This is a genomic window from Xanthomonas sp. NCPPB 2933 (assembly GCF_056725225.1).
Window position 1 is genome coordinate 3,821,269 of the sequence record NZ_CM161518.1, and the last position, 25,153, is coordinate 3,846,421.

18 protein-coding genes and 3 pseudogenes are annotated in these 25,153 nt (G+C 63.4%); 10 read left to right on the forward strand and 11 right to left on the reverse strand.

Annotation, left to right across the window (positions count from 1 at the left end; all coding sequences use genetic code 11):
* Positions 1-117: 117 nt before the first annotated feature.
* The 4 genes from AC1PLU_RS15825 to AC1PLU_RS15840 are packed head-to-tail and all read right to left on the reverse strand — an operon-like array spanning position 118 to position 4,799.
* Positions 118-1,320, reverse strand: a complete 1,203-nt coding sequence (locus tag AC1PLU_RS15825) for an enoyl-CoA hydratase/isomerase family protein (RefSeq protein ID WP_481106713.1) — start codon at positions 1,318-1,320, stop codon at positions 118-120.
* Complete coding sequence (locus AC1PLU_RS15830; RefSeq protein ID WP_481106714.1) at positions 1,305-2,102, reverse strand: enoyl-CoA hydratase; 798 nt, start codon at positions 2,100-2,102, stop codon at positions 1,305-1,307. The genes AC1PLU_RS15825 and AC1PLU_RS15830 overlap by 16 nt, the downstream gene beginning before the upstream one ends.
* A complete protein-coding gene (locus AC1PLU_RS15835) occupies positions 2,099-3,280 on the reverse strand; it encodes an acyl-CoA dehydrogenase family protein (protein ID WP_481106715.1) in 1,182 nt (393 codons plus the stop codon). The genes AC1PLU_RS15830 and AC1PLU_RS15835 overlap by 4 nt, the downstream gene beginning before the upstream one ends.
* Positions 3,281-3,293: 13 nt before the next feature.
* The gene (locus AC1PLU_RS15840; RefSeq protein WP_481106716.1) at positions 3,294-4,799 is read right to left on the reverse strand and encodes a CoA-acylating methylmalonate-semialdehyde dehydrogenase; all 1,506 of its coding nucleotides are present in this window, start codon (positions 4,797-4,799) and stop codon (positions 3,294-3,296) included.
* Between the two features lie 124 nt (positions 4,800-4,923).
* Here AC1PLU_RS15840 and AC1PLU_RS15845 point away from each other — a divergent pair, with 124 nt between their 5' ends.
* The 4 genes from AC1PLU_RS15845 (at position 4,924) to galA (ending at position 13,311) form a co-directional block, all read left to right on the forward strand.
* Positions 4,924-6,309 (forward strand): helix-turn-helix domain-containing protein, encoded by a 1,386-nt coding sequence (locus tag AC1PLU_RS15845; RefSeq protein WP_481106717.1) that lies wholly within the window; start codon positions 4,924-4,926, stop codon positions 6,307-6,309.
* Positions 6,310-6,687: 378 nt separating this feature from the next.
* On the forward strand, positions 6,688-9,375 hold the full coding sequence (locus AC1PLU_RS15850) for a TonB-dependent receptor (RefSeq protein ID WP_481106718.1): 2,688 nt from the start codon (positions 6,688-6,690) through the stop codon (positions 9,373-9,375).
* Between the two features lie 160 nt (positions 9,376-9,535).
* Positions 9,536-10,747: a glycoside hydrolase family 53 protein gene (locus AC1PLU_RS15855; protein WP_481106719.1), complete on the forward strand. Its 1,212-nt coding sequence runs from the start codon at positions 9,536-9,538 to the stop codon at positions 10,745-10,747.
* The gene (gene galA, locus AC1PLU_RS15860) at positions 10,744-13,311 is read left to right on the forward strand and encodes a beta-galactosidase GalA (RefSeq protein ID WP_481106720.1); all 2,568 of its coding nucleotides are present in this window, start codon (positions 10,744-10,746) and stop codon (positions 13,309-13,311) included. The genes AC1PLU_RS15855 and galA overlap by 4 nt, the downstream gene beginning before the upstream one ends.
* A 43-nt stretch (positions 13,312-13,354) precedes the next feature.
* On the opposite strand, the gene AC1PLU_RS15865 is transcribed toward galA, so the two are convergent.
* Together AC1PLU_RS15865 and dctA are read right to left on the reverse strand one after the other, a co-directional pair.
* Complete coding sequence (locus AC1PLU_RS15865) at positions 13,355-14,518, reverse strand: mandelate racemase/muconate lactonizing enzyme family protein (protein ID WP_481106721.1); 1,164 nt, start codon at positions 14,516-14,518, stop codon at positions 13,355-13,357.
* A gap of 28 nt (positions 14,519-14,546) precedes the next feature.
* Positions 14,547-15,836: a C4-dicarboxylate transporter DctA gene (dctA, locus tag AC1PLU_RS15870; protein ID WP_481108535.1), complete on the reverse strand. Its 1,290-nt coding sequence runs from the start codon at positions 15,834-15,836 to the stop codon at positions 14,547-14,549.
* Between the two features lie 181 nt (positions 15,837-16,017).
* Here dctA and AC1PLU_RS15875 point away from each other — a divergent pair, with 181 nt between their 5' ends.
* A complete protein-coding gene (locus AC1PLU_RS15875; protein WP_481106722.1) occupies positions 16,018-16,935 on the forward strand; it encodes a LysR family transcriptional regulator in 918 nt (305 codons plus the stop codon).
* Between the two features lie 43 nt (positions 16,936-16,978).
* On the opposite strand, the gene AC1PLU_RS15880 is transcribed toward AC1PLU_RS15875, so the two are convergent.
* Positions 16,979-17,485, reverse strand: a complete 507-nt coding sequence (locus AC1PLU_RS15880; protein WP_481106723.1) for a TetR/AcrR family transcriptional regulator — start codon at positions 17,483-17,485, stop codon at positions 16,979-16,981.
* Between AC1PLU_RS15880 and AC1PLU_RS15885 the strand changes: the two genes are divergently transcribed.
* Complete coding sequence (locus tag AC1PLU_RS15885) at positions 17,369-18,418, forward strand: SDR family oxidoreductase (RefSeq protein ID WP_481106724.1); 1,050 nt, start codon at positions 17,369-17,371, stop codon at positions 18,416-18,418. The two genes, AC1PLU_RS15880 and AC1PLU_RS15885, sit on opposite strands and share 117 nt — an antisense overlap.
* A gap of 115 nt (positions 18,419-18,533) precedes the next feature.
* On the opposite strand, the gene AC1PLU_RS15890 is transcribed toward AC1PLU_RS15885, so the two are convergent.
* Positions 18,534-19,274, reverse strand: coding sequence for an NADPH-dependent F420 reductase (locus AC1PLU_RS15890; protein WP_481095041.1), 741 nt, complete (start codon positions 19,272-19,274; stop codon positions 18,534-18,536).
* 36 nt (positions 19,275-19,310) lie between these two features.
* A complete protein-coding gene (locus tag AC1PLU_RS15895) occupies positions 19,311-20,639 on the reverse strand; it encodes an NtaA/DmoA family FMN-dependent monooxygenase (RefSeq protein WP_481095042.1) in 1,329 nt (442 codons plus the stop codon).
* A 64-nt stretch (positions 20,640-20,703) separates the two neighbouring features.
* On the opposite strand from AC1PLU_RS15895, the gene AC1PLU_RS15900 reads away from it, so the two are divergent.
* Positions 20,704-21,411, forward strand: coding sequence for a TetR/AcrR family transcriptional regulator (locus AC1PLU_RS15900; protein ID WP_481106725.1), 708 nt, complete (start codon positions 20,704-20,706; stop codon positions 21,409-21,411).
* A gap of 247 nt (positions 21,412-21,658) precedes the next feature.
* Here the strand turns inward: AC1PLU_RS15900 and AC1PLU_RS15905 are convergent, their stop codons facing one another.
* The gene (locus AC1PLU_RS15905; RefSeq protein ID WP_481106726.1) at positions 21,659-23,587 is read right to left on the reverse strand and encodes an alpha-L-fucosidase; all 1,929 of its coding nucleotides are present in this window, start codon (positions 23,585-23,587) and stop codon (positions 21,659-21,661) included.
* 207 nt (positions 23,588-23,794) lie between these two features.
* On the opposite strand from AC1PLU_RS15905, the pseudogene AC1PLU_RS15910 reads away from it, so the two are divergent.
* Together AC1PLU_RS15910 and AC1PLU_RS15915 are read left to right on the forward strand one after the other, a co-directional pair.
* Positions 23,795-23,917, forward strand: a pseudogene (locus AC1PLU_RS15910) (IS3 family transposase); the annotation flags it as partial.
* A 75-nt stretch (positions 23,918-23,992) separates the two neighbouring features.
* A pseudogene (locus AC1PLU_RS15915) lies at positions 23,993-24,158 on the forward strand (transposase); the annotation flags it as partial.
* Between the two features lie 167 nt (positions 24,159-24,325).
* On the opposite strand, the gene AC1PLU_RS15920 reads toward AC1PLU_RS15915, so the two are convergent.
* Positions 24,326-24,619, reverse strand: coding sequence for a hypothetical protein (locus tag AC1PLU_RS15920; protein ID WP_006449167.1), 294 nt, complete (start codon positions 24,617-24,619; stop codon positions 24,326-24,328).
* Positions 24,620-24,713: 94 nt separating this feature from the next.
* On the opposite strand from AC1PLU_RS15920, the pseudogene AC1PLU_RS15925 reads away from it, so the two are divergent.
* A pseudogene (locus AC1PLU_RS15925) lies at positions 24,714-25,007 on the forward strand (methyl-accepting chemotaxis protein); the annotation flags it as partial.
* Positions 25,008-25,153: the final 146 nt, after the last annotated feature.

The window sequence follows — 25,153 nt, forward strand, 5'->3', positions numbered from 1 at the left end:
GCGGCTGGATCGCAAGGCGACCATCGCAAACTTCAGGCTTGTCGGCGCCAATGCGAACCTTGCGAATCCCCCGCCGCGTGCGCGTTGCGCTAGCGATCAACCGCAGTTGCCAGCCACTCAGCGTTCACCGACTTCACGTACAGCAAGATCGGCAAGCGGGTGCTCTGCGGCCGGCCAGGGGGAATGAAAGAATGCAGCAGCCCACTGCTTATCCGCTTCTTCCAGCGAGGCCGGTTGCCATTGCGGCTGGCGGTCCTTGTCGATCAGCAGCGCGCGGATGCCTTCGGCAAAGTCGCCGTGTGCGGCGACATGCAGCGCCGCCACGTATTCGGTGCGGAAGGTATCGGCCAGGGTGCTTGTAGCCGGATGACGTTGCAGCTCCCAGGCCAGTCGCGCGGAACTGGGCGCGCCAGCTGCCAGCGTTGCGCGCGCCGCTTGCAACCAGGCGTCTTCGCTTTGCAGTGCCAGGATCGCAGCGACCACCTCTTCCAGCGTGTCGCCCGCCACCAGTTGCTCGATCAAGGCCGCATGCACTTGCAAGGGGCCGGGCTCCAGAGCTTGCGCAATGCCGTGCAAAAACGCACTGAGTTGGCCGCGGTCGTCCTGCACATTGCCCGTCCAGGCGTGCGCGCTCAAAGCATCCAGCACGGCGGCATATTGCGTGTGCTCCAGGCGCACATCCGCCAGCCCCGCGTAGATTGCGTCGCTGGCATCCAATGGGGCACCGGTCAGTGCCAGAAACAATCCGGCGCCGTGCGGCACACGGCGCAACAACCAACTGCCACCGACATCGGGAAACAGGCCGACGCTGATCTCCGGCATCGCCAGACGCGCGCGCTCGGTGACCACGCGATGGCTGGCGCCGGACATCAGGCCGATGCCGCCGCCCATGACGATGCCGTGGCCCCAACACAGCAGCGGCTTGGGATAGGTATGGATACGATGGTCGAGCCGATATTCTTCTTCGAAGAACGCAGCGGCGTGCGCATTGCCTTGCGGTTGCGCGACGCGTTCCTGCGCATCCGGCACCGCCTCGCGATGCGCGCGCATGCTCTGGTACAGACCATGCAGATCGCCGCCCGCGCAGAACGCTTTCTCGCCGGTACCACGCAACACCACGCAGGCAATCTGCGCATCGTCGGCCCAGACGCGCAGCTGCGCATCCAGCAGGCGCGTCATCTGCAACGACAGGCCGTTGAGCGTCTTGGGCGAATTCAAGGTGGCGATGCCGATGCGATGCCCATCAGCGCAATCGCGTTGCTCGAACAGCACCGGTGCCTCTTCAGTTGCGTTGACATCCACCATCAGCCATTGCTCCACTGCGGCGCGCGCTTCTCAAGAAATGCCGCGACGCCCTCGGCCTGATCGGCTTGCTCAAACAGATCGACAAAGGCTTCGCGCTCGGCAACCAAGGCCGCAGCGTGCGTGCCATGGCGGGTGGATTGCACCAGGCGCTTGCAGGCCGCCACGCTCACCGGGCTCTGCTTGCCGGCACGCTGCGCCCATGCAACTGCCAGCGCGCGCGATTCGCCCTTGTCCACCACCTCTTCCACCAGGCCGATACGGTGCGCGGTGGCGGCATCGATACGCTCGCCCAGCAGGATCATGCGCTTGGCCCAGCCCTCGCCGACCAGGCGCGGCAGGTTCTGGGTGCCACCCGCGCACGGCAGCAAACCGACGCTGGCTTCCGGCAGCGCCAGATGCGCCTGCTGCTCGGCAATGCGCAGGTCGCAGGCCAGCGCGCATTCCAGACCACCGCCCATGGCATAGCCGTTGATGGCGGCAATCGACACGCCACGGAAGGCGCTCAACGCCTCGAACGCTTCGCCGAAGCGACGCGCGGCCTCGCGTGCAGCGGCCTTGTCGCCATCGGCAAACTGCTTGAGGTCGGCACCGGCGCTGAAGAACTTTTCGCCCTCGCCGGTGATCACCAACGCATACACGCTGCGGTCGGCATCCAATGCATGCATCAGGTCGCGCAAGGCAGCCAGACTCTGCACGGTCCAGGTGTTGGCCGGCGGGTTGCTCAACGTGACGATGGCGACATGCCCATCGCGCTCGACCTGCAGGCCAGTATGCGTGCGTCCTTCCCAATCGCTCATCGCAGTTCCTCCTCGCCGTTGAGCAGGTGCCGCGCAATGATCATGCGCATCACCTCGTTGGTGCCTTCCAGAATGCGATGCACGCGGCTGTCGCGCAGCAGGCGTTCGATCGGGTACTCGCGGATATAGCCGTAACCGCCGTGGATCTGCAGTGCGTCGTCGCAGATGGCAAAGCCGGCGTCGGTGGCGAAGCGCTTGGCCATTGCGCACCACACGGTGGCATCGTGACTGCCGGCATCGAGCTTGCGCGCGGCGGTGTGCACCATCTGCCGCGCGGCCACCAGTTGGGTGGCCATATCGGCCAGCTTGAATTGCAGCGCCTGGAAATCGGCCAACTTTTTGCCGAACTGGCGGCGCTCGCCCATGTAGCGGCGGGCTGCATCCAGTGCGCCTTGCGCCGCGCCCAGCGAACACGCCGCGATATTGATGCGGCCACCGTCGAGCGCCTTCATCGCCATCTTGAAGCCCTCGCCTTCCTTGCCTAGTAGATTGTCGGCCGGGATGCGCACGTTCTCGAAGCTCACACCGCGCGTGGGCTGGCTGTTCCAACCCATCTTTTCTTCCTTGCGGCCGTAGCCGATGCCGGGCGCATCGGCAGGCACCACGAAGGCACTGATGCCGCGAGCGCCGTCTTCGCCGGTGCGGGCCATCACCACCAGCACATCGGTGGCACCGGCGCCGGAAATGAAGGCCTTGCTGCCGTTGAGCACATAGCTGTCGCCGTCGCGTTGTGCACGGGTCTTGAGCGATGCCGCATCCGATCCTGCACCAGGCTCGGTCAGGCAATACGAGCCCAGCTTGGTACCGCTGGTCATCGCCTCGCCCCACTGCGCGCGCACCGTGTCGTTGCCGTAACTGGCGATCAACCAAGTGGCCATGTTGTGGATGCTGATGAAGGCCGAGGTGGACGGATCGACCGTGGCGAGTTCTTCGAACACCACCGCCGCATCGAGCCGGCGCATGCCCAGGCCGCCCACGCCTTCATCGGTGTACAGCCCGCAAAATCCCAGCTCCGCCGCCTTGGCGATCGCCTCGCGCGGAAAGTAGCTTTCCGCATCCCAGCGCGCGGCGTGCGGTGCGAGTTCCTTGTCGGCGAAATCGCGTGCGGCGGCGCGAAAGGCTTGCTGTTCGTCGTTCAAATCGGCGGCATCGGCCGGTAGATGGATGGCTGCGTTCATGGCGGTCGACCGATTATTTGAGAGAGATGGTGGTGTTGACGCCGTGGCCCAGCGTTTCGTCGTCGAACCAGCGCGCGGTGACGGTCTTGGTCTGGGTGTAGAACATCACCACCTGCTTGCCGTACGGGCCCAGGTCGCCGAGCTTGGAGGCGCGCGAGCCGGTGAACGAAAACAGCGGTACCGGCACCGGGATCGGCACGTTGATGCCGACCTGGCCCACGTCGATGTCTTCCTGGAAACGGCGCGCGGCAGCACCGGACTGGGTGAACAACGCGGTACCGTTGCCGTTGGGATTGGCGTTGACCAGCGCAATCGCATCGTCCAGCGTGTCTGCGCCCAGGATCACCAGCACGGGCCCGAAGATTTCTTCGTCGTAGATGCGCATGCCCGGCGTGACGCCGGAGAAGATCGTCGGGCCGACGAAGTTGCCTTGCGCGAACCCCGGCACGCTCGGGCTGCGACCGTCCAGTTCCAGCGTGGCGCCCTGCTCCACGCCGGAGGCGATCAGGCTCTCCACACGCTCGCGTGCGGCGCAGGAAATCAGCGGGCCCACGTCGGTGCCCGGCGCATTGCCCGCACCCAGCTTCAAGGTCTTGGCCTTGGCAACCAGCGCCGGAATCCATTGCTGGGCCTCGCCCACCAGCACCAGCGTGGAGGCCGCCATGCAACGCTGGCCGGCGGCACCAAAGGCGGCACCGACCATCGCGTTGAGGGTCTGTTCTTTATTGGCGTCCGGCAGCACCACGGCGTGATTCTTGGCGCCCATCATGCATTGCACGCGCTTGCCGGCCAGCGACGCGCGGCGATAGACGTGCGTGCCCACCCTGGTGGAGCCGACGAACGACAGCGCCTTGATCTCGGGGTGGTCGCACAGCGCGTTGACCACCTCTTCGCCGCCGTGCACCACGTTGAGCACGCCCCTGGGAATGCCGGCTTCCAGCGCGAGCTCCACCAGGCGCATGGTCACCATCGGGTCCTGCTCGGACGGCTTGAGCACGAAGGTGTTGCCGGTGGCGATGGCCATCGGAAACATCCACAGCGGGATCATCGCCGGGAAGTTGAACGGGGTGATGCCGGCGCACACGCCAAGCGGCTGCAGCAGGCTGTAGGTGTCCACGCCGTTGGCGACGTTGTTGGCTAGTTCGCCCAGCTGCAGATTGCCGATCGCTGCAGCGTGCTCCACCACCTCCAGCCCGCGGAACACATCGCCTTCGGCATCGGCCAGGGTCTTGCCCTGCTCGGCGCTGAGCAGCGCGGCCAGCTCGGGCATGTGTTCGCGGATCAGCTGCTGGTACTTGAGGAAGACACGTGCGCGTGTACCGATCGGGGTCTTGCGCCAGCTCACGAAGGCCTGCCTGGCGGCAGCCACGGCCGCGTCCACTTCGCCGGTGGTGGCGAACGGCACCTGCGCCAGCACCGACTGGTCGGCCGGGTTGACCACGTCCTGCCAGTGCGAACTGTCGGAAATCACAAATTCGCCATCGATCAACAGGGACACGCGGGGGACGGATTCGCTCATTGCAGGTTCGCTCGCGGAAGGGTCGATACAGATGCTTCGCATTGTTCGCACCCCTCGCCGGCATTCCCAGCCGCCAATTGCTTAATCGCGCTAAGCTGGCGGCACAATTTTGCGAATCTTGCGAATGCCACACACGCAGCCACCTCTGCGCCACCAGCTCGGCCTGCGCCTGCAGCGGCTGCGCCAGCGCCATGGCCTGACCCAGGCCGAACTGGCACGCCGGCTGGCGTTGTCGCCGAGCTATCTCAACCAGATCGAGCGCAACCAGCGGCCGTTGACGCTGGCGATCCAGCAGCGGCTCAAGGCCACGCTGGGCGACCTCGAAGGCCTGCTGGACCTAGACGACCCCGCCGCGCTGGCGGAACCCTTGGACGAATCGCTGCGCAGCCTGGGCCATAGCCTGTCGGCCGCCGAGCTGCGCGTGCTCACCGGCAATCTGCCGCAGGTGGCGCAGGCACTGCTGGATCTGCACCGCGCCCATCGGCATCTGCTCGAGCGCAATGCCGCACTGGAACTGCAGATCGGTGCCGACCACGCCGCACTGCCCTCGCTGTCGCCCGGCGAGCAGGTACGCGATTACTTCAATCGCGCGCACAACTACCTGCCCGAACTGGATGAGCGCGCCGAAGCGCTGTATGCCGAACTCGGGCTGACCCCGGACAACCTTGCGCTGCGGCTGCGCCAACGCCTGGCCGATCGCCACGGCTTGTTGGTGCAGGACGCCACCGACCTGCTCAGCGACAAACGCAGCGTGGATGCGCAGGCGCGCGTGCTGTGGCTGCCTGCGCATCTGCGCCCCGGCCAACAGGCCTTCCAGATGGCGGCGCAGTTGGCGTTGCTGGAGTGTGCGCCGCTGCTGGAGGCGCGCATTGCCGATGCCGGATTCGAAGATGCCGAGCGCATCGCGTTGTCGCGCATTGGTTTGTCGAACTATTTCGCCGGCGCCCTGGTGATGCCGTATGGCGAATTTCTGCACAGCGCGCAGGCCTGCCGCTACGACATCGAATGGCTGGCCGATCGTTTCGATGTGGGCTTCGAGGCGGTCTGCCACCGGCTCAGCACCTTGCAGCGGCGCGGTGCGGCCGGGCTGCCGATCTTCTTCATGCGGGTGGACCGCGCCGGCAATGTGTCCAAACGTCACTCGGCCACCGACTTCCACTTCTCGCATGTCGGCGGCGCCTGCCCGCTGTGGATCGTCTACGAAGCCTTCAATCAGCCCGACCGCATCCTCACCCAGATCGCGCGCATGCCCGATGGCCGGCGCTATTTCTGGCTTGCGCGCCAGGTCAGCAGCGGCGCGCCCGGTTACGGCCGCCCGCGCAAGACCTTTGCATTAGCGATGGGCTGCGACCTGCGCCATGCCGATCAACTGGTGTATGCGCGCGGCTGGGACCTGAATGCGGTGGACGACGCGGTGCCGATCGGCCCGGGTTGCCTGACCTGCGAGCGCAGCGACTGCGTGCAACGCGCGTTCCCGGCATTGCCTCGATTGCCTGCCAGCGCGCGCTAGGCAGCAGACAAGGCTGCGCATGCGCTCCAGTGCAACCTTTGGTGGCCGTGTCGCCACTTACGCCGCAACTGTGACGGGCCATTCGCTATCGCTGCACTGCAGCATTCCAACGTGAGATAGCTCACGCAAAATGCTTCATTGGAATGGAATGGCTTGCGCTTCTACCCTGAAGCGGACACATGCAGGACAGGGGGACGCCAACGCGATCGACTCGATGATTGTTGCAGCGTCGCGCAACCGCACACTTGGCTTCAACCGCAGCAACGCACCACCTCAGTCATGCCCGCGCGGATGCGCCAGAAGCGCCCCTTGCGCCAGACGGCCGCAGCAACGGCCACCATCTCCATTCGGTAACTTTGTCCTGGGAGGGATCAAACGATGCCCGTTCACCACACCGGCCACTCGGCCAGCCGGCGCCTGCGCCGCACCCCTGCGCGCGACGTCCTCTGCACCACCATCGCCTTCGTTCTGGCCAGCGCGTTCAGTGCGCACGCACAGGACAGCGCGCCTGCGCCTGCCGCAGCGCCGGCCAGCGACAGCGCCGCCGCGCCGCCACCGGTCACGCTCGACAACATCACCGTGATCGGCCAGCGCGCCAGCCTGAATCAGGCAGTGCAAGCCAAGCAGATGTCCGATCACGTCATGGAAGTGATCTCGGCCGACAACATGGGCCAGATGCCCAACGTCACCGTGGCCGAAGCGCTGGTGCGCCTGCCCGGCGTCAACGGCACCCGCGACCGCGGCAACGAGAGCCTGGCCACCGTGCGCGGCCTTGGCCCGCGCATGACCATGGGCACCGTCAACGGGCGCGAAATCGCCTCCTCCGAACCCAATCGCGCGGTGCGCTGGGAAGTGTTTCCCACCGAGATCGTCTCCACCGTCAAGGTCTACAAGACCCAGTCGGCGGACCTGGTGGCCGGTGGCCTTGCCGCAACGGTGGACATCTCCACCATCAGCCCGCTTGACTATACCGGCCCGGGCTTTGTCGGCACCGCCGGCCCGGTGTTCTACGACCATGCCAAGGACGTGGACGGCTACACCCCGTGGGGCAACCGCTTCGGCGCCAGCTGGGTGCACAAGATCAACGACAACCTGGCGGTTGCGCTGGGCGCCACCTATCAGAAGCAGAAGAACTCCAACTCCTCGATCGGCAGCTGGGGCTATACCGATGCCACCACCTCGCGCGATGTGGATGGCGACGGCACCGTGGATCCCACGCCATTCGGCGCGGCCGACCAGCTCAAGCTGACCGACCAGACCCGCACCGGTGCGATGGGCACGGTGCAATGGCGCTCGGGCAACTTCGAGTTGAAGTTCGACGGCCTGTATTCGCGGATCGAAATCGACGAAGACCAGTTGCAGAACTGGTTCAACGGCCTGGCTTTCAGCACGTTCTCCACCGGTGCCAACCCGTACACCACGCCGGGCTCGTCCTACACCATCGTCGATGGCGATGTGGTCGCCGGTACGTTGGCCAACTCGAACCTGCAGGTCGACCATGTGGTCAGCCACTACAACGAGGTCAAGACGCTCACCGCCGGTGGTTTGAACGCCAAGTGGAGCGGCGATGTGTGGACGCTGGGCAGCGACCTGTCGTTCTCGCAGGCCAAGCGCGACAACACCTGGCAGGCCGTGCGCTTCGGCAGCAATCCGGACACCGTCTCGTTCGATTTCCGCCGCAGCGTCACCCCCACCATCAGCACCAGCTCGGACACGCCCGAATACGGCATCGCCGGCCAGACCGAGCCGCAGGCGCTGCGCGACAAGATTGCCGCACTCGCGCTCAACGCCAGCCGCGCGGTCGATGCCGGCCCGTTCACCTCGCTGGAATTCGGCGCACGCGCCGCGCGTCGCGAAAAGCAGAACCGCCGCTTCATCAGCAATCAATCCGGCTACGACCAACCGATTTCGGCGTATCAGGGCCTGATCTATCCGGTGACCATGCCGGACTTGAACGTGCCCACGCTGACCGGCGGCAACATGGACGCCATCGCCGAGATCGGCTTCGGCGGTTTCGATCCGGCCACGCTCGACGAGCAGCTGCTCGACCACTGGAACGTCAAGGAAGACGTGCGCGAGGCCTTCGCCAAAGCGGTGTTCAGCTCGCAGGTATTCGGCACCGATGTCACCGGCAATATCGGCGTGCGCCTGGTCAATACCAAGACCACCAGCGACGGCTTCGATTCGGTCGGCAACACCGTGCAGGCCAGCACAGACAGCAAGGAATACACCGACGTCCTGCCCAGCGCCACCGTCAACTTCCTGATCGACGATCAGCGCATCCTGCGGTTTGCGGTGGCCAAGGTCATCGCGCGTCCGCCGCTGGACGAGCTGCGCACCGGCCGTCGCCTGGACGACCCCAATGTCACCGTCGGCCAGCTCACCGGCAGCGGCGGCAACCCGCAGCTGGATCCGTTCAAGGCCACCCAGGTCGATGTCTCCTACGAATGGTACTTCCACAAGGAAGCGCTCGCGGCGATTGCGGTCTACCGCAAGGAAGTGGATTCCAGCATCGGCTACCGCACCGACCGCGAAGTGATCAACGGCCTGGATTACCTGGTCAGCGCGCCGTTCAATGGCGGCGGCGGGCATATCAACGGTGTGGAGCTCACCTTCCAGACGCCGTTCTACTTCATCCCGCACATGGAAAACTTCGGCGTCTATTCCAACTTCTCGCTGGTCGATTCCAACCTCAAGGAATTCTCGCCGGTCGACAATCCGTTGCCGCTGAGCGGCCTGGCGCGCAAGACCGGCACCTTCGATCTGTGGTACAGCAACGGCAGCTTCGAGGCGCGTGTGGGTTACAAGTACCACAGCCCCTACACCGTGGTGTACGGCTGGAATGCCGCGCGTCTTGCGCGCTTGCAGAGCGAAGGCACGGTGGATCTGAGTCTGAACTGGCAGTACAGCAAGCAGCTCAGCTTCCGCTTCCAGGCCGGCAACCTCACCAACGAACCGCTGCGCGCCTACACCGACAACAAGCCCAACCGTCTGGCCAATCAGGACGACGGTGGCTATCAGGTGTTCGGTCGTCGCTATGCGCTGGAAGCCAGCTACAAGTTCTAAGCGCGGCCGACACCATCGCTGCGTGACCGCTACACAGGTGCGGCCGGTGCGTGGAATCGGATCGGTTATCGAGGTTCCGATTCCGCGCACACACCGCACGTCAGCACCGCCGCGTGCGGCATGCTGTCACCCGCTCCACGTTTTTCTGTCGAGGAATTGCATGCGCTCCACACGCCGTCTCTGGACGCCCGCGCTACTGGCGCTGGCCATCTCCACCTTCGCACACGCCGCCCCGGCCCCCGCCACGTTGTATCTCGGTGCGGACCTGTCCTACGTCAACGAGATGGAAGAGTGCGGTGTGCAATACCGCGAGAACGGCGTGGTCAAAGACCCGTTCGAACTCTTCCACGCGCACGGTGCCAATCTGGTGCGTGTGCGGCTGTGGAACGACGCACGCTGGACCCGCTACAGCGACCTGTCCGACGTCAAAAAGACCATCGCACGTGCACGCGCGCAAGGCATGCAGGTGCTGCTGGACCTGCACTATTCCGACGATTGGGCCGATGGCGAAAAACAGCTGATTCCCAAGGCCTGGGCCAGCATCACCGACACCGATGAGCTCGCGCGCACGTTGTATGGCTTCACCTACGACACGCTGAGCGCGCTCGACCGTGCCGGCCTGATGCCGGAGCTGGTGCAGGTGGGCAACGAAAGCAATTCCGATCTGATGGACAGCATTCCCTGGGACAAGAAGCGCCCCATCGACTGGCAACGCAACGCCAAACTGTTCAATGCCGGCATCAAGGCCGTGCGCGATATCAGCGCACGCTCGGCGATCAAGCCACGGGTGATGCTGCATATCGCCCAGCCGGAAAATGTGGAGCCGTGGTTTGCCGCCGCCACCAAGGCCGGCGTCACCGATTACGATCTGATCGGCATCAGCTACTACCGCAAATGGTCGACCCAATCGATGGCCGAGCTGGGCAAGACCATCAAGCGCCTGCGCGGCCGCTACGACGCCGATGTGGTGGTGGTGGAAACCGCCTATCCGTGGACGCTGGAGTCCGGCGACACCTCGCACAATCTGCTAGGCGAAGACTCGCTGATTCCCGGCTACCCGGCCACACCGCAAGGCCAGTCCAAGTACATGATCGATCTCACCCAGCTGGTGATCGATACCGGTGGTGCCGGCGTGGTGTATTGGGAACCGGCATGGACCAGCAGCAGCTGCAAGACGCGCTGGGGCACCGGCTCGTCGTGGGAAAACGCAAGTTTCTTCGATTTCAAGCAAGACAACGAGGTGTTGCCGGCGATCGATTTCATGCGCCATCCGTATACGGGCGTGCCTGCATCGCGCAAGCGGGCAACAGGCAACCCTGCTTCGACCGAACAGGACCAAGCTGCCGAGGCCAGCAAGAGGACGCAGCCATGACCGGCATCAATCGCCGCGAGCTGCTGCGCGGCATGTTGGCAAGCGGCGTGAGCGCCGCTCTCCCCGTCGGCGCAGCCGGCGCGTTAGTGCCCGCCATCGCCGGTGCAGCGCCAGCCGTAGATAAGAACGCCATGCCGCTTGGCGCGCTTGGCGATGCAACGCTGGCACCGCGCGAACGCCTGCTATTCGACTTCGGCTGGCGCTTCCATCTCGGCCACGCCAGCGATGCGTCGCGCGACTTCGAGTTCGGCACTTTCCAGCGCACCTTCGCCAAGGCCGGCAAGGATACCGCGACCGCCGCGCAACTCGCTTTCGACGACAGCGCCTGGGAACTGCTGGATCTGCCGCACGACTGGGCCGTTACCCTGCCCTTCCGGCAGGAACCCATCTCGGCCACCATCACCGAAGAAGACCCGGCCGCCGCGCACGGCTACAAACCGCTGGGCACGAGCTTTCCGGAACACAGCGTGGGCTGGTATCGCCGCACGCTGCAGATTCCCGCAAGCGATTTGGGCAAGCGCATCAGCCTGGTGTTCGACGGCGTGTTCCGCGATTGCATCGTGTTCTGCAACGGCCACATCGTCGGGCGCAATGCCAGCGGCTATTGCGGCTTCGAGGTCGACCTCAGCGAAGTGCTCGACTACGGCAAGCCCAACCTCATTGCCGTGCGCGTAGATGCCACGCTGGGCGAAGGCTGGTTCTACGAAGGCGCCGGCATCTATCGGCATCTGTGGCTGCAAAAAACCGACCCGCTGCATCTGCCGCAGGACGGCGTGTTCGTGCGCAGCACCGTGCAAGGCGACAACGCAACCGCGCAGGTGTCCACCGAAGTCCGCAACGACGGCACCGCACCGCGCCAGTGCGCCGTGCAAGCGCGTGTCACTGCACCGGATGGACGCGTCGTCGCACAAGCGGTCAGTGCAGCGGTCACCGTTGCACCGGGCCAGGTGCAGGTTGTCGAACAGACACTTCCGCTGGGCCAGGCCGCACTATGGTCGATCGATACCCCGCAGCTCTATAGCCTCACCACCAGCGTGCACAGCGAAGGCACTGCCATCGATGCGGTGGTCACAGCGTTCGGCGTACGCACGACCGCCTTCGATGCGCAACGCGGCTTCCTGTTGAACGGCACCCCGCTCAAGTTGCACGGCACCAACAATCACCAGGATCACGCCGGCGTTGGCACCGCCATCCCGGACAGCCTGCACGAGTGGCGCCTGCGCCAACTCAAATCGATGGGCTGCAATGCCTATCGCAGCTCGCACAATCCGGCCACGCCCGAACTGCTCGCGCTGTGCGATCGCCTGGGCATGTTCGTCATCGAAGAGACCCGGCGCATGTCCACCGACCCGGAAGCGATGGGCGAACTGGAGACGATGGTGCGGCGCGGGCGCAATCATCCCAGCGTGATCCTGTGGTCGCTCGGCAACGAAGAACCGCAACAGGTCACCGAGCGCGGCGCACGTATCGTGAGCCGCATGCAGCAACGCGTGCGTCAACTCGACCCCACCCGTCCCACCACCTTTGCCATGGACAAGGGCTTTGGCGATGGTGTTGGCCAGGTCGTCGATGTGGTCGGTTTCAACTACCGCACCAGCCAGATGGACGGCTTCCACGCGCAATATCCGCACATTCCGATCTACGGCAGCGAAACCGGCAGTACCGTGTCGGTGCGCGGCAACTACCAGCGCGACGATGCACGCGGCTATACCCGCGCCTACGACCTGGACCACCCGTGGTGGGCGAGCACTGCCGAAGCCTGGTGGAGCTACGTCGCGCAGCGACCGTACATCGCTGGCGGCTTTATCTGGACCGGCTTCGATTACCGCGGCGAACCCACGCCCTACAACCGCTGGCCGAATGTCGCCTCGCAATTTGGCGTGCTGGATAGCTGCGGCTTTCCCAAGGACAACTACTGGTACTACCGCGCGCAATGGACCAGCGCGCCGGTGCTGCATCTGTTCCCGCACTGGAACTGGGACGGCCTGCTGCAGCCCGACGACAAAGGCCGCGTCGCCGTCTGGTGCCATACCAATCTCGACGCGGTGGAACTGCTGGTCAACGGCGTCAGCCAGGGCCTGCAACAAGTGCCGGCCTACGGGCATGTGGAATGGCGCGTGGCTTATGCGCCGGGCGTGATCGAAGCGCGCGGCTATCGCGGCGGCAAGCTGGTGCTCACCGAACGCCGCGAGACAGTCGGCAAGCCGGCTGCGATCCGCTTGAGTTGCGATCGCAACGCATTGCGCGCCGATGCCGAAGACGTGGCGGTGGTAAAGGTCGAAATTGTCGATGCACAGGGCCGCGTCGTTCCCACCGCCGATACGCTGGTGCAATTCTCCTTACGCGGCGCAGGCAAACTGATCGGCGTAGGCAACGGCGACCCCAGTAGCCATGAGGACGACAAGGCACCGCAGCGCAAAGCGTTCAATGGCTTGTGCATGGCGTTGCTACAGGCAACTAAAAAGCCCGGCGACATCATCTTGCAAGCGACTGCGCAGGGCCTGACGCCAGCGACCCTGCGCGTGACTGCTCAAACGACCAAACCACGCGCAGCAGTCATCTGACGCAACTCGCCCCGTGGGTCACGGGGCGAGGCTGGCTCAGTCCTTACTCGGCGAGCTCGCGCATGACCTTGATCAAATCGGACTTGCCTTCGAAACCGATGCCTGGCAATTCCGGCATCACGATGTGCCCGTCTTGAACTTTTACGCCATCCGGAAACCCGCCATACGGCTGAAACAGATCCGGGTAACTCTCGTTGCCGCCCAAGCCCAACCCTGCGGCAATGTTGAGCGACATCTGATGACCACCGTGCGGGATGCAACGCGCGGGCGACCAGCCGAACTGCTCGAGCACCTCCAGCGTGCGGAGATACTCCACCAGGCCGTAAGACAGCGCGCAGTCGAACTGCAGATAATCGCGATCAGGGCGCATGCCGCCGTAGCGCAGCAAGTTGCGTGCATCCTGGTGCGAGAACAGGTTTTCGCCTGTGGCCATCGGCCCCGGATAAAATTCGCTCAGGCTGGCTTGTAGCGCGTAGTCGAGCGGATCACCGACTTCCTCATACCAGAACAGCGGGTAGTCGCGCAGCATCTTGGCGTAGGCGATGCCGGTCTCCAGATCGAAGCGGCCGTTCGCATCGACCGCCAGACGCGCCTGGCTGCCAATTTCCTCAAGCACCGACTCGATCCGGCCGCGGTCCTCGTCGATGGAGGCGCCACCGATTTTCATCTTGACCACGTTGTAACCACGATCCAGATAGCCACGCATCTCTTTGCGCAGGGCGCTGTTGTCCTTGCCAGGGTAATAGTAGCCACCGGCTGCATAGACAAAGACGCGGGGATTGGCTTGCCGACCTTTCATCTGCGCCAGATAACGAAACAGCGGCATGCCCGCAATCTTGGCGGTGGCATCCCAGACCGCCATATCCAGCGTGCCCACCGCCACGGAGCGCTCGCCATGACCGCCAGGCTTCTCGTTGGACATCATTGCCGTCCAGATCCTGGAAGGATCCAGATTGTCGCCGGCGTCGTTGCACAACGCAGCGCTCTCGGCTTCCAGAATGCGATCGCGAAACCGCTCGCGTATCAGTCCGCCCTGTCCATAGCGCCCATTGGAGTTGAAGCCGTAGCCGACGACCCGACGGCCGTCGCGCACCTGATCGGTGACCACCGCCACCAAACTGGCGGTCATCTTGGAAAAGTCGATGTAGGCGTTACGGATCGGCGACGAGATCGGCTTGGTGATTTCAACGACATCGATGATACGCATTGGCTAGTCTCCCGCGAGGTGTGGTGAGTTATGAATCGGTTGAAGAGGCTGCAACAGGCATTGGCTCGCCCGCCTGTTGACGACGAATGATTTCCTGGGTCTTGGAGATATCCAGCGCGCCATCCCACTTGGCGATCGCAAGGGTGGCAACACTGTTACCGATCAGATTGACCACCGCCCTGGCCTCATTCATGAAGCGATCGACGCCCAGCAAAAGCACCAGCCCTGCAACAGGCACCGTGTCGATGGTGGAAAGCGTTGCGGCCAACGCGACAAAACCCGCGCCAGCAACACCAGCGGATCCTTTCGAGGTCAGTAGCAACACCCCAAGCAGTACGATTTGTTGATAGACCGGCAGCGGTGTATTGGTCGCTTGCGCGACGAAAATGGCCGCCATGGTCAGATAGATACAGGTGCCGTCCGCATTGAAGGTGTATCCCGTTGGCAGAACCAGGCCAACCGTCGATTTGCGCACGCCGGCCAGTTCGAGCTTCATCATCATGCGCGGCAGAACGGCTTCGGTCGAACAGGTTCCGAACGTGACAAGCAGTTCGTCCTTGATGAAGCGGAGAAGGCGCAGCAGCGGAAAGCCGGTCCACCGTGCAATCGCTCCCAGCACCACGAAGACGAACAGTGCCGAGGTCACATAGACGGCCAACATCAAATGTCCAAGCGACCACAGGGTGGCCAGGCCATATTTGCCGATCGTGAAAGCGATGCCTGCACCGGCACCCAGCGGCGCGAGCCGCATCACCATGTTGATCATCTTGAACAGCGCCTGCAGCCCGTTATCGATGAGATCGACCAGCGGCTTGCCACGCTCGCCCAGCTGCAACAGCCCCACTGCAAACAGCACCGACACCAGAATGACCTGCAGCATGTTGCCCTTGGCAAAGGCATCCACCAACGTGGTGGGAATGATGTTCAACACAAAATCCACCATGCCCGCGTCGTCTTTTGCACGATCGACATACTGGCCAATCGCGCTGCTGTCGATCGAGGCAGCATCGATGTTCATGCCATCGCCCGGCCGGATGATGTTCACCACGACAAGACCGATCGCCAGCGCCAGTGTCGAGACGACCTCGAAGTAAATCAGCGCCTTGATGCCGGTTTTTCCGACCTCTCTGACACTTCCCATCTTGGCGATCCCGACCACGACCGTTCCAAAGATGATGGGTGCCAACAGCATCTTGATCAGCTTGATGAAACCCTCTGCAACAGGTTGCATGACCACGCCCAGGTGCGGCCAGACATAGCCCACCAAGCCGCCAATGACGATGGCGATCAAGACCTGCACATAGAGTTGGCTCAACACCCCTCTCATGCCACTTCTTTTCTGCATGATCGCCCGCTCCCGTCGACATGCGAATTCACCGGAATTGCCGCTTGCTGGACGACCTGCGTGTCGAGGCGTTGCAAGCTCGAGTCAGAGCGTAAGGGTCACTCCCCAAGCGCTGCCAATGCCTTTTTTATGCGCTTGATGCACAATCGGCATCATGGAACTGACATGGCTCGAAGACTGCCTGGCGTTGGCTGACACCCTCAATTTTTCGCGCGCGGCACAGCGTCGCTTCGTCACCCAGCCGGCCTTCAGTCGGCGCATTCATTCCCTCGAAGAATGGCTGGGCACGCCGCTGTTTACGCGTTCGCGCAAAGAGGTGCTGATGACGCCGGCTGGAGAAGCCTTCGTTCGCAAAGCATCCGGATTGGCTGCGGCGATTTATGCCGCGCGGCGAGAAGCGCTTGAGGTGGCCGGACAACAACGGCCTGCGTTGGCATTCCTTGCCACACATGTTCTCTCCTTCACCTTCTTTCCGGCCTTCGTAAGACGCATCGAATCAAATACCGGCATCGGCGCGTTTCAGCTAGTGTCCGACACGCTCAGGGCGTGCGAAAAACTGATGCTGCAAGGGGCAGCGCAATTCCTGCTGTGCCACCATCATCCGCGCATGCCGCTTGGGCTGGATCCCGAACACTTCGAACGAGTTGTGGTGGGCAGCGATGTGCTGCAACCCTTCAGTGCACCGAAGGAAAATGGCGAAGGCCACCCGCGCTGGTCGCTCGCTTCCACCGATGCAATGCCTTTGCTGTCTTACAGCGCAGATTCCGGGCTGGGCCGCATCATCGCCGGGCATCCGGCGTTCAAGGACGTGGAAGCGCGCCTGACCCCAGCACTCACCTCCGATCTTGCCGCGACCTTGCTGGCCATGTGCCGCTCCGGTGGCGGGGTGGCCTGGCTGCCGCGGACGCTGGTGGAAGAGGACATCGCCAAGGGGCGGCTCGTCCATGCAGCGCCCGGACACACGCAGTGGGATATCAGCATGGAAATCTGTCTGATACGCCACATCGGCAGCTTGTCCCAGCAAGCCGAAGACATGTGGCAAAAGCTCAAGCAGGGCAAGTTGGAGCACTAACACAGGTGGCGCTGCACGCTTCCAGGCTGCAAGCCTAACGCCGTTATCCGCTTGCGGGCCGACCCGGCGCTCCCGCGCACAACCCCTCCATGACCGTCTCCATCAGCCAGGTCAGGCGGGGCTGCCAGTTCTCGCTGGCGTCTATCTGCCAGATCCCCGCAATGGCCAGGAAAAACTTGTCTGTGGTGATCCCCGCACGGATCGTCCCGGCCTTCTCGTTGGCATCGAGCAGCAGTTGCGCGGCAGCGATCACGGGCGCATAGCCTGCGTTGCCCGCGCATTCTTTCGCGTTGGCAACTGTCCGCAGTGCATCCGCCAGACCCGCCTTGGTGATGGCGTATTCGGCCAGGCGGTTCATCCATTCGCGGAGTGCTTGCTCCGGCGGAAGCGTCTTCAGCAGTTGCTCGGCTAAACCGGTGACCTGCAGCATTTCGTGGCGATAGACCTCGATCACCAAGGCCTCCCGGGTCGGGAAGTGCCGGTAGAAAGTCCCCTGCCCGACACCCGCCTTCTTGGCAATTGCGCTCAGTGGAACATCGGCCGAGCGCACCAATTCCGCAAGCGCCACGGACAGAAGGCGCTCCCGGTTCTGCACTGCATCAGATCGCTTTGGCTTCTCCACACCCCACCCTTCAATGAACTCGTTGACAAACGGACAACTGTCCGCCAATGTCTCTGTAAGCGGATGACTGTCCGTTTTGATTTTACCCCTTTCCGCAATCAGGAGACATCCGTGAAGAACAGCGGCAATACCATCCTCATCACTGGCTCGACCTCCGGCATCGGACTTGGGCTGGCACTCCGGCTCCAGCAGGCTGGCAACAAGGTCATCGTTTCCGGACGAAAGAAGCCGCTGCTGGATCAGATCACCGCCGAGCATCCTGGCCTTGATGCGATCGAAATCGATGTCGCAGACGCGGACTCTGTGGTGCAGGCCAGCCGCGTGGCGGCCGAGCGCTATCCCGGCTTGAATGTCGTGATCAACAATGCCGGCATCATGCCAAGCGAGAACGTCTTCAAGCCGGATTCCTTGAAGGCAGCCGAAGAGGCGATCGCCATCAACCTGCTCGGCACCATCCGCATGACCTATGCATTCCTGCCGCAACTTGCCGGCAACACTGACAGCGTCATCATCAACGTCAGTTCCGCATTGGGCTTTGTGCCGTTCCCGGCCGCGATGAGCTACAGCGCCAGCAAGGCCGCCGTGCACTCCTTCACCGAAGGCTTGCGTGTGCAACTGGCCGACAGCAACGTGCAAGTCATCGAGCTGGTGCCGCCGGGCGTTCGCACCAAGTTGTATGGCCAAGGCAACGACGAGCACGCCATGCCCCTGGACGAATTCCTCGACGAAGCGCTGGCGCTTTTGCATGCAGAACCCACACCGAAGGAAATCGTCGTGGAACGTGCCAAATTCCTTCGCGATGCTGCAGCCAACGGCAGCTACGACGAGATGCTGGGAATGCTTTCTGCGGTCACGTTTTAAGACGGTGGCAGAACAGTCGAGTCGTCAGCACCGCGCTCCCCGCTGTGCTGAGGACAGTGGCTCATCAACTCTAACGTGAGGCTGGGACGCAGATACCGCTTCTGCGCATCGGAGATCAGCGCGCCGCACTCACCGCGCGATTGCGCGCAACGATCGTCTCATGACTTGGCGGTGCGTCGCCGCCGAAGAACTCCGCCATCAAGGCGTCGCGATGACGCGGTGCATCGCCTTTTACCGCAGCCTTGAGCGCTGACGCCAATGCGGCAACCGAAAGCTCGGTGCAATACGCAGGCGTGCCGGGCTGCAGCCGCCATGAATCTGCGAGATTCCCCGTATCGAGCGAATCGAACCCGGCATCGTCCAGCAGCTGCTGCGCGATCGCCTTGCCGGCCAGACTGTCGCCCGCCACCGGGATGGCAAGCCGGTTTTCCGTGCCTGCAGGCTTGCCGCGCTCGGCCAGCGTCTTGGCGAGCACGGCATTGAACGCCTTGATGATGGGCCGGCCGAGTTGCTCGCTCGACCAGACGCTTTCCAGCTTGCCGTCCTCGACTTCCAGGATCCGGGTGCCAAGCTGCGGGTAGTAGTTCGAAGTATCGATCACCACCACCTCCGCAGGCACGGTGGAGAACAGGCCGGCAACCTCGGGAATCTTGGCAAACGGGATCGACAACACGATCACCTCCACGTCCTCGACCGCCTCTGCAGCGGTGACAGGCTCTGCACCGATCTTTTCGGCCAGTTCGCGAATGCTGTCGGGGCCTTTGGATCCAGCCAGTTTGACGATGTGCCCTGCTGCTACGAATTTGCGCGCCAACGTGCCACCGATGTTGCCTGCGCCAATGATGCCGATTTTCATGTTCGCTCCATTCAAAAATAGGTGGGGTTTTGTTGCTCAAGCAGTGATGCGTGGATCGCGGCCGTATTGGGCAGATGCGCCCAGGTGGTCGCGAAGCGTGCGGCCCCGGTAATCGCGACGAAACAGACCGCGCGCTTGCAGGATCGGGACGACGCCATCGACAAAGGCATCGATGCCGTCGTCGTTGATATCCGGCGAAATCCAGAAGCCATCGGCCGCATCTGCCTCAAACCAGGCCTGCATGTGATCGGCCGCCTCGACCGCCGGGCCGACAATCACCGGGTGATAATCGATGACGCCATGCGCCAGAATGTCGCGCGGGCTCCAACCCTCACGCGCGATCTGCAACGCCTTTGGCGAGCGAGGATCCTGCGATGACGGGCGTGCCGCAGCCAGTTGCGCCGGCGACAGCGGCCGGTCGAGCGCAGTGGGATCCAAACGCACCCCGAGCATCTGTTGCAGGTAACCCAGCCGCTGAGGAAACGTCTGCGCGGTCAGTGCGATCCGGCGATCCAATGCCGCGCGGCGGTCCGGCGCAATTGTCGTCATCAGCCCTGGAATGAACTTGATCTCGTCCGGATCGCGGCCGGCCTGCTCGGCAGCATGACGGAACGCCGCACGTTGCGCCCGAGCGTCTTCGATACTGAAACTGGCACCGATCACGGCACTGGCATAGCGTCCGGCCAGCGTCAGCGCGTTCGGGCCGCCGCCCGCATGGAAGATCACCGGCTGTCCCTGCTCCGAGGGTGGGATATACAACGGCCCACGGGAACCGACGAACTTGCCCTGCAGGTTGATCGGCGCAATTTGCGCGCCGTCTGCAAACCGCCCAGCGGCCTGGTCGTGCAACCAGGCGTCCTTTCCCCAACTGCCCCACAAGGCCTGCACCAGTTGCACGACCTCGTGCGCGCGTGCGTAGCGCTCAGCGCTAGATGGAAGTGTTCGCCCGTAGTTCGCAGCGACGTCCTCGCCACTGGAGGTCACCGCGTTCCAGCCGGCACGCCCATGACTCATGATGTCCAGCGCCTTGAATTGCCGTGCAAGGTTGAACGGTTCGTTGAACGTCGTTGAGCCGGTGGCCACCAGACCGATACGCTCGGTGCCGCGCGCCACCGCAGCCAGGGTCATCATCACGTCCAGATTGAAGTGCGGCGCTTCGTTGTCGATATCGGCAACGGCACTCGGGCCATCCGGCAGGAAGATGAACTGGAATTTCCCGCGCTCGGCGGCTTGCGCCTGGCGCACGCGGGCATCGAAGCTGGTGTAGTTGGTCGGGTCGACCCACGGCATGCGCCAGGCCCCTGATTGGGACCCGTAGCCATTGCCCAGATGCAGGCCAATGATCATCGTCTTGGACGTGCGCATGCGTTTCTCACCCTGTGGCTGTGGTTCGTGAGTCGGCCGGCGACTAGCCAGCGAGTCGACGAACGTGGCCATCTTTCGTTTGCAACCCCTTGTGTTGCACAACGCCCGCAAAAGGAGAGCCCCTCCGTTTGTTGCGAAGAAATATATGGAGATACACTCCGGATATCAAGCGCCAGACCTGCCGACCATGCCCCCCGACGTTCAGCCACGCCCTCCCCGAGCCGATGCCCAACGCAACAAGACCCACATTCTTGAGGTGGCCGGCGAAGCCTTTGCCGAGGAAGGCATCGACGTATCGATGGACAGCATTGCCAAGCGAGCAGGCGTTGGCCCGGGGACGTTGTATCGCCACTTCCCTACCCGCGATGCTCTGCTGGCAGCGCTACTCGAAACGCATTACGCCAACCTTGAGCAAGTGCGCACGGCCATTACCGCCGAAGAGCACGACCCGGGGCGTGCGCTGCAGCGATGGATTGAAGCGCTGGGAACCTGGATGAACGCCTACGAAGGCCTCCCGGAACCGCTCCGTGCCGCATGGTCCCAACCGAGTTCGGTGTTGATGCCGACGTGCACCTCCATGGTCGAGGCCTCAAGCGTTTTCCTTGAGGCTGCACAGCGCTCTGGTCAGGCGCGGGCAGCGTTGAGCGGCCGCGACATCTTTCTTGCCGCGCTTGCGATTGCATGGGCAGGAGCTGCAAGCGGCGGCGCGGACAGCGACGCCCGGCCAGTGCTGCTGGAGGTCTTGCGCTCAGGGTGGGCGCTTCCGACTTAGAGCGGCCAACAAAAGCGACTTCACGGTTGCGCGTCACCATGCAAGCGGTGCGCAATCCCGCAAACCGAGCAATTTGGACACGCCTGGGAAGCTCTGGACAAGGCGGTTCACGATGCAGGTTCGCCACGTGATCTGAATGCGGCGACGTCTAGCTCCATCGCCTCGCTTGACGCGTCTCAATTCCGCGAAACTCCGTCAACCCGGATGCTTCCCCTCGCGGCGCGTGGCCGCGAGGGAGTGCAAGCCCTCATCGCAAGCGCGAGAACGCACCGATACCCGCGATCGCCAGCCGCTTGGCAGGTACCGCTGTTTCCGCGAACGACAGCCGCAGGTAGCGGATCTGGCGGACCTCGGGGAAATTCAGGCGCTGGGTCGAGAGCGCATAGGCGATATTGGACAGCTCGCCGGCGCCGGCCGGCTGCCAGCGCTGGCCATCTTCGCTGGTCTCGGCGCGATAACCCTTCGGTGGCGCCGCACCGTTCATCACCGTGCGCGAGGGCGTCAGGCTGAAACCGGCAACCTGACGCAGCGCGCCGAGGTCGATGGTCGCCTGCGCGGGATGGCCGGGCGAGGGCGCGGGCGTGATCCAGATCGTGCTGGCATCGTCGTCGAGCAACTTGTCCGCCCCTGGCGCGCTGGCCTCGACGATGCGCCAGCCAGCGGAGGACAACACATCCGGCGCGTTCGCCGTCGGCCGCGCCACCGGCACAGGCGCAACGGCGCGGAACAGCGCGAATTCGCTGATGGCCGGGCACACCGGCGCCTCAAGCACGATCAGGCGTACCCGGCGTGCGGCAACCGGGCGATCCAGCCGCACGATGCGCTGTGCACCGATGCATTGCGCTTCGGCCAGCCGCCGCCATTGCCCATCGACCTCCGCTTCAACCGCGAAGCGAGTGACGCGCACGCCCAGCGGCAGGTACTCGCGCAGCCGGATCAAGTCGAAACTGTGCGCCGCCGACAGCTCCAGCGTCAGCGTCGGCGTGGTGACGTCGTCAGGCGTAGACCAGTAGCTGTCCGGCTGGCGGTCGAGCACGCGCGCCGGCTCGAACCCAGGGCCACGCAATGCGCTGGCACTGGCCTTGGCACCCTTGGCCAGATCGATGGCGAAGCTGGCGCGGATCGCATCGCCGAAACTCTGCAGCACCGCCACGTCGTGGTCGGCGATGCGGCCGCGTCGGTCGGGCGGCAGATTGAGGTTCATGTTGGTGCCGCGCGCGACGGAGGTGTCGAAATAGCGCACCAGATTCTCCGGGCTACGCACCTTGCCGTCTTCATCGGCGTGGTAGAACCAGCCCGGGCGGATCGACGTGTTGGTTTCGGCCGGCCACCACAGCGCCCCGCCGCGCACGCCGGAATTGCCGTTTTCCTGGGTATACGCGGCATTGGGCATGGTCGGCCAGGATGGATCGCCGGCGATACCGTCCTCGTTGCCGCCCCAGCGGATATCGGCGCCGAGCGGGTCGAAGGTGCAGGCCATCGGTTGGTGCTGATGCACCAGCTCGATCATCCGTGGCCAGTTGTAGTACGCGGGCGCATCGATCTTGCGCGATTCGCGCGCTCCACCGTAGTAGCCGTCGCCGCCATTGGCGCCGTCGAACCAGAACTCGAACAGGTCGCCGTAGCCGGTGCAGAGCTCGACGATCTGCTTGCGGAAATAGTCGAGATACCCGGGGCGACCATACTCGGCATGGTTGCGATCCCAGGGCGAGAGGTAGATGCCGAACGCCAGGCCGGCGCGTCGACACGCCGCTGCCATCTCCCCGACGATGTCACCCTTGCCGTTCTTGTAGGGCGAGTTGCGAATGCAATGCTCGGTCAAGCGCGTCGGCCAAAGGCAAAACCCATCGTGGTGCTTGGCCGTGAAAATAAGCCCTTTCAGATTGCCGGCCTTGGCAGCAGCGACGATTTGATCGGGTGAAAAATCGCTGGGATCGAATTTGCTCGGATCCTCGTCGCCGTAGCCCCATTCCTTGTCGGTGAAGGTATTCATCGCAAAATGCACGAAGGCGTATTGCTCCCACCGATGCCAGCGCAGCTGTCGCTTGCTGGGCAGCGCACCCCACGGTGCCGGCCCGTTGGCGCGCGGCGCTCGCGCGATGCGCGCTGCCGATGCACTGAAGCTGGCAGTAGCGGCGACCACACCCGTGGCAAGAAAAGTACGACGATCGATCATTAGCGCCTCCGACTTTGCACAAGCTTCGATCTTAGCTTTTCCAACAGCGAAGAGTCGTCATTCCGAAGTAATAGACTGCTGTGCACGCACACGGGCTGCCCCCAGCACGGCCGGCGTTGAAGCGCATGCGAAGCAAGCCGCAAGCGTTCGTGGCTTGACGGCCGTGCCCCGGCCCACGCTGCCGTGTTGGTGCTCGCATATCCATGCATTTTCCGCACGCGACGCGAGCTCCGCGAACAAGACAAACAATGTCCGGCCAACGACAACCAACAAAGACCGCACGACAGCTTGGGCGGGCTAACACCTGTCAAGTTTTGTCATCAACATTGACCGTAGACTTCTCATTTTGGCTGGCACTGACTTGCTGGGAGTCCATAGATCGTGGCGTAGCAGCAAGTGATCGAGCTGCCCGAGCCCCACCCCCCAGGTATCAGAACGCCCAGGCAGGCAGCCGTACGCACTAACGGCGATGTTGCGGATGCATCTGCTATCGCGGCGGTATGCGTTGAGCGATCCAGCAATGGATGAAGCGCTGCAGGAGATCCCCATCTTGCGCGGTTTCGCCAAGCTCAAGCCGACGACACGCTTCAACTCGGCGGTTCCATTTGAACCTCAACGATCTTGGCGGGTTGTGTAGAGCTTCCACCATCGGCGCAAGCAAGCAGGCGTCAAGGAAATGCACGGCGCGCCGTCTTTCGCCTTCATTTTTGACGACAGCGAAAACGCTAGATCGTGCACCTATCGCAGATCCACATCACGCGGAAAGTAGCGGCGAAATTTTTCTTCCCAGGCCTGGAATTGTTCCAGCGTGTATTCATCCATTGGCCGTTCCACCGAGGCGACTGCCTTGTTCTGTGCAACGACTGCGATGCGCTGAGACGACAGTTCGTCCCATGCTTTTCTCAGGGCGACCGGATCTGGATGCGAGACCAGCATGGCTTCCAGTAGCGTGGCCTGCGCCACGCGCGCGGCGAGCAGATCGCTGAGTGCGTCGGTGACGGCCTGCATCCATTCCTGATTGCGGTTGTCCATGCGGCGTGTCGTACGTAATGGTGGGTTGGTGACTGTAGCGTGGCGGCTGCAAGAACACTGTGCAGTCGGCGTCGCCTCGCAGAGCGGCGACATCGTCAGCAAGGTCGCCCAACCCTCCGCGGCTGCGGCCAAGGAGATCAAGAGCCTGATCGACGATTCAGTCGAGCGCGTCGCCGAAGGCTCGGCACTGGTGCACAACGCCGGCACCACGATGGCCGAGATCGTCGCCAGCGTGCAGCGCGTCACCGACATCATGGGCGAGATTTCCGCCGCATCCCAGGAGCAGTCGGCCGGTAGCGAACAGGTCAACCTCACTGTCACCCGGATGGACGAAACCACGCAGCAGCATGCCGCGCTGGTGGAACAGGCAACGGCTGCCGCACGCTCGGCTTTTTGACTCAAGCAATCAATGATTTCTCTGGGATTTGCGTCGGTACATATCGGCCCGACGTCAGCCCTGGTTTACTCAGGTAACTGCACCATTTCGCCGTTCGCCCTCCATGCGACTGCGATCAGCATGTGCCGCAAGCTGGC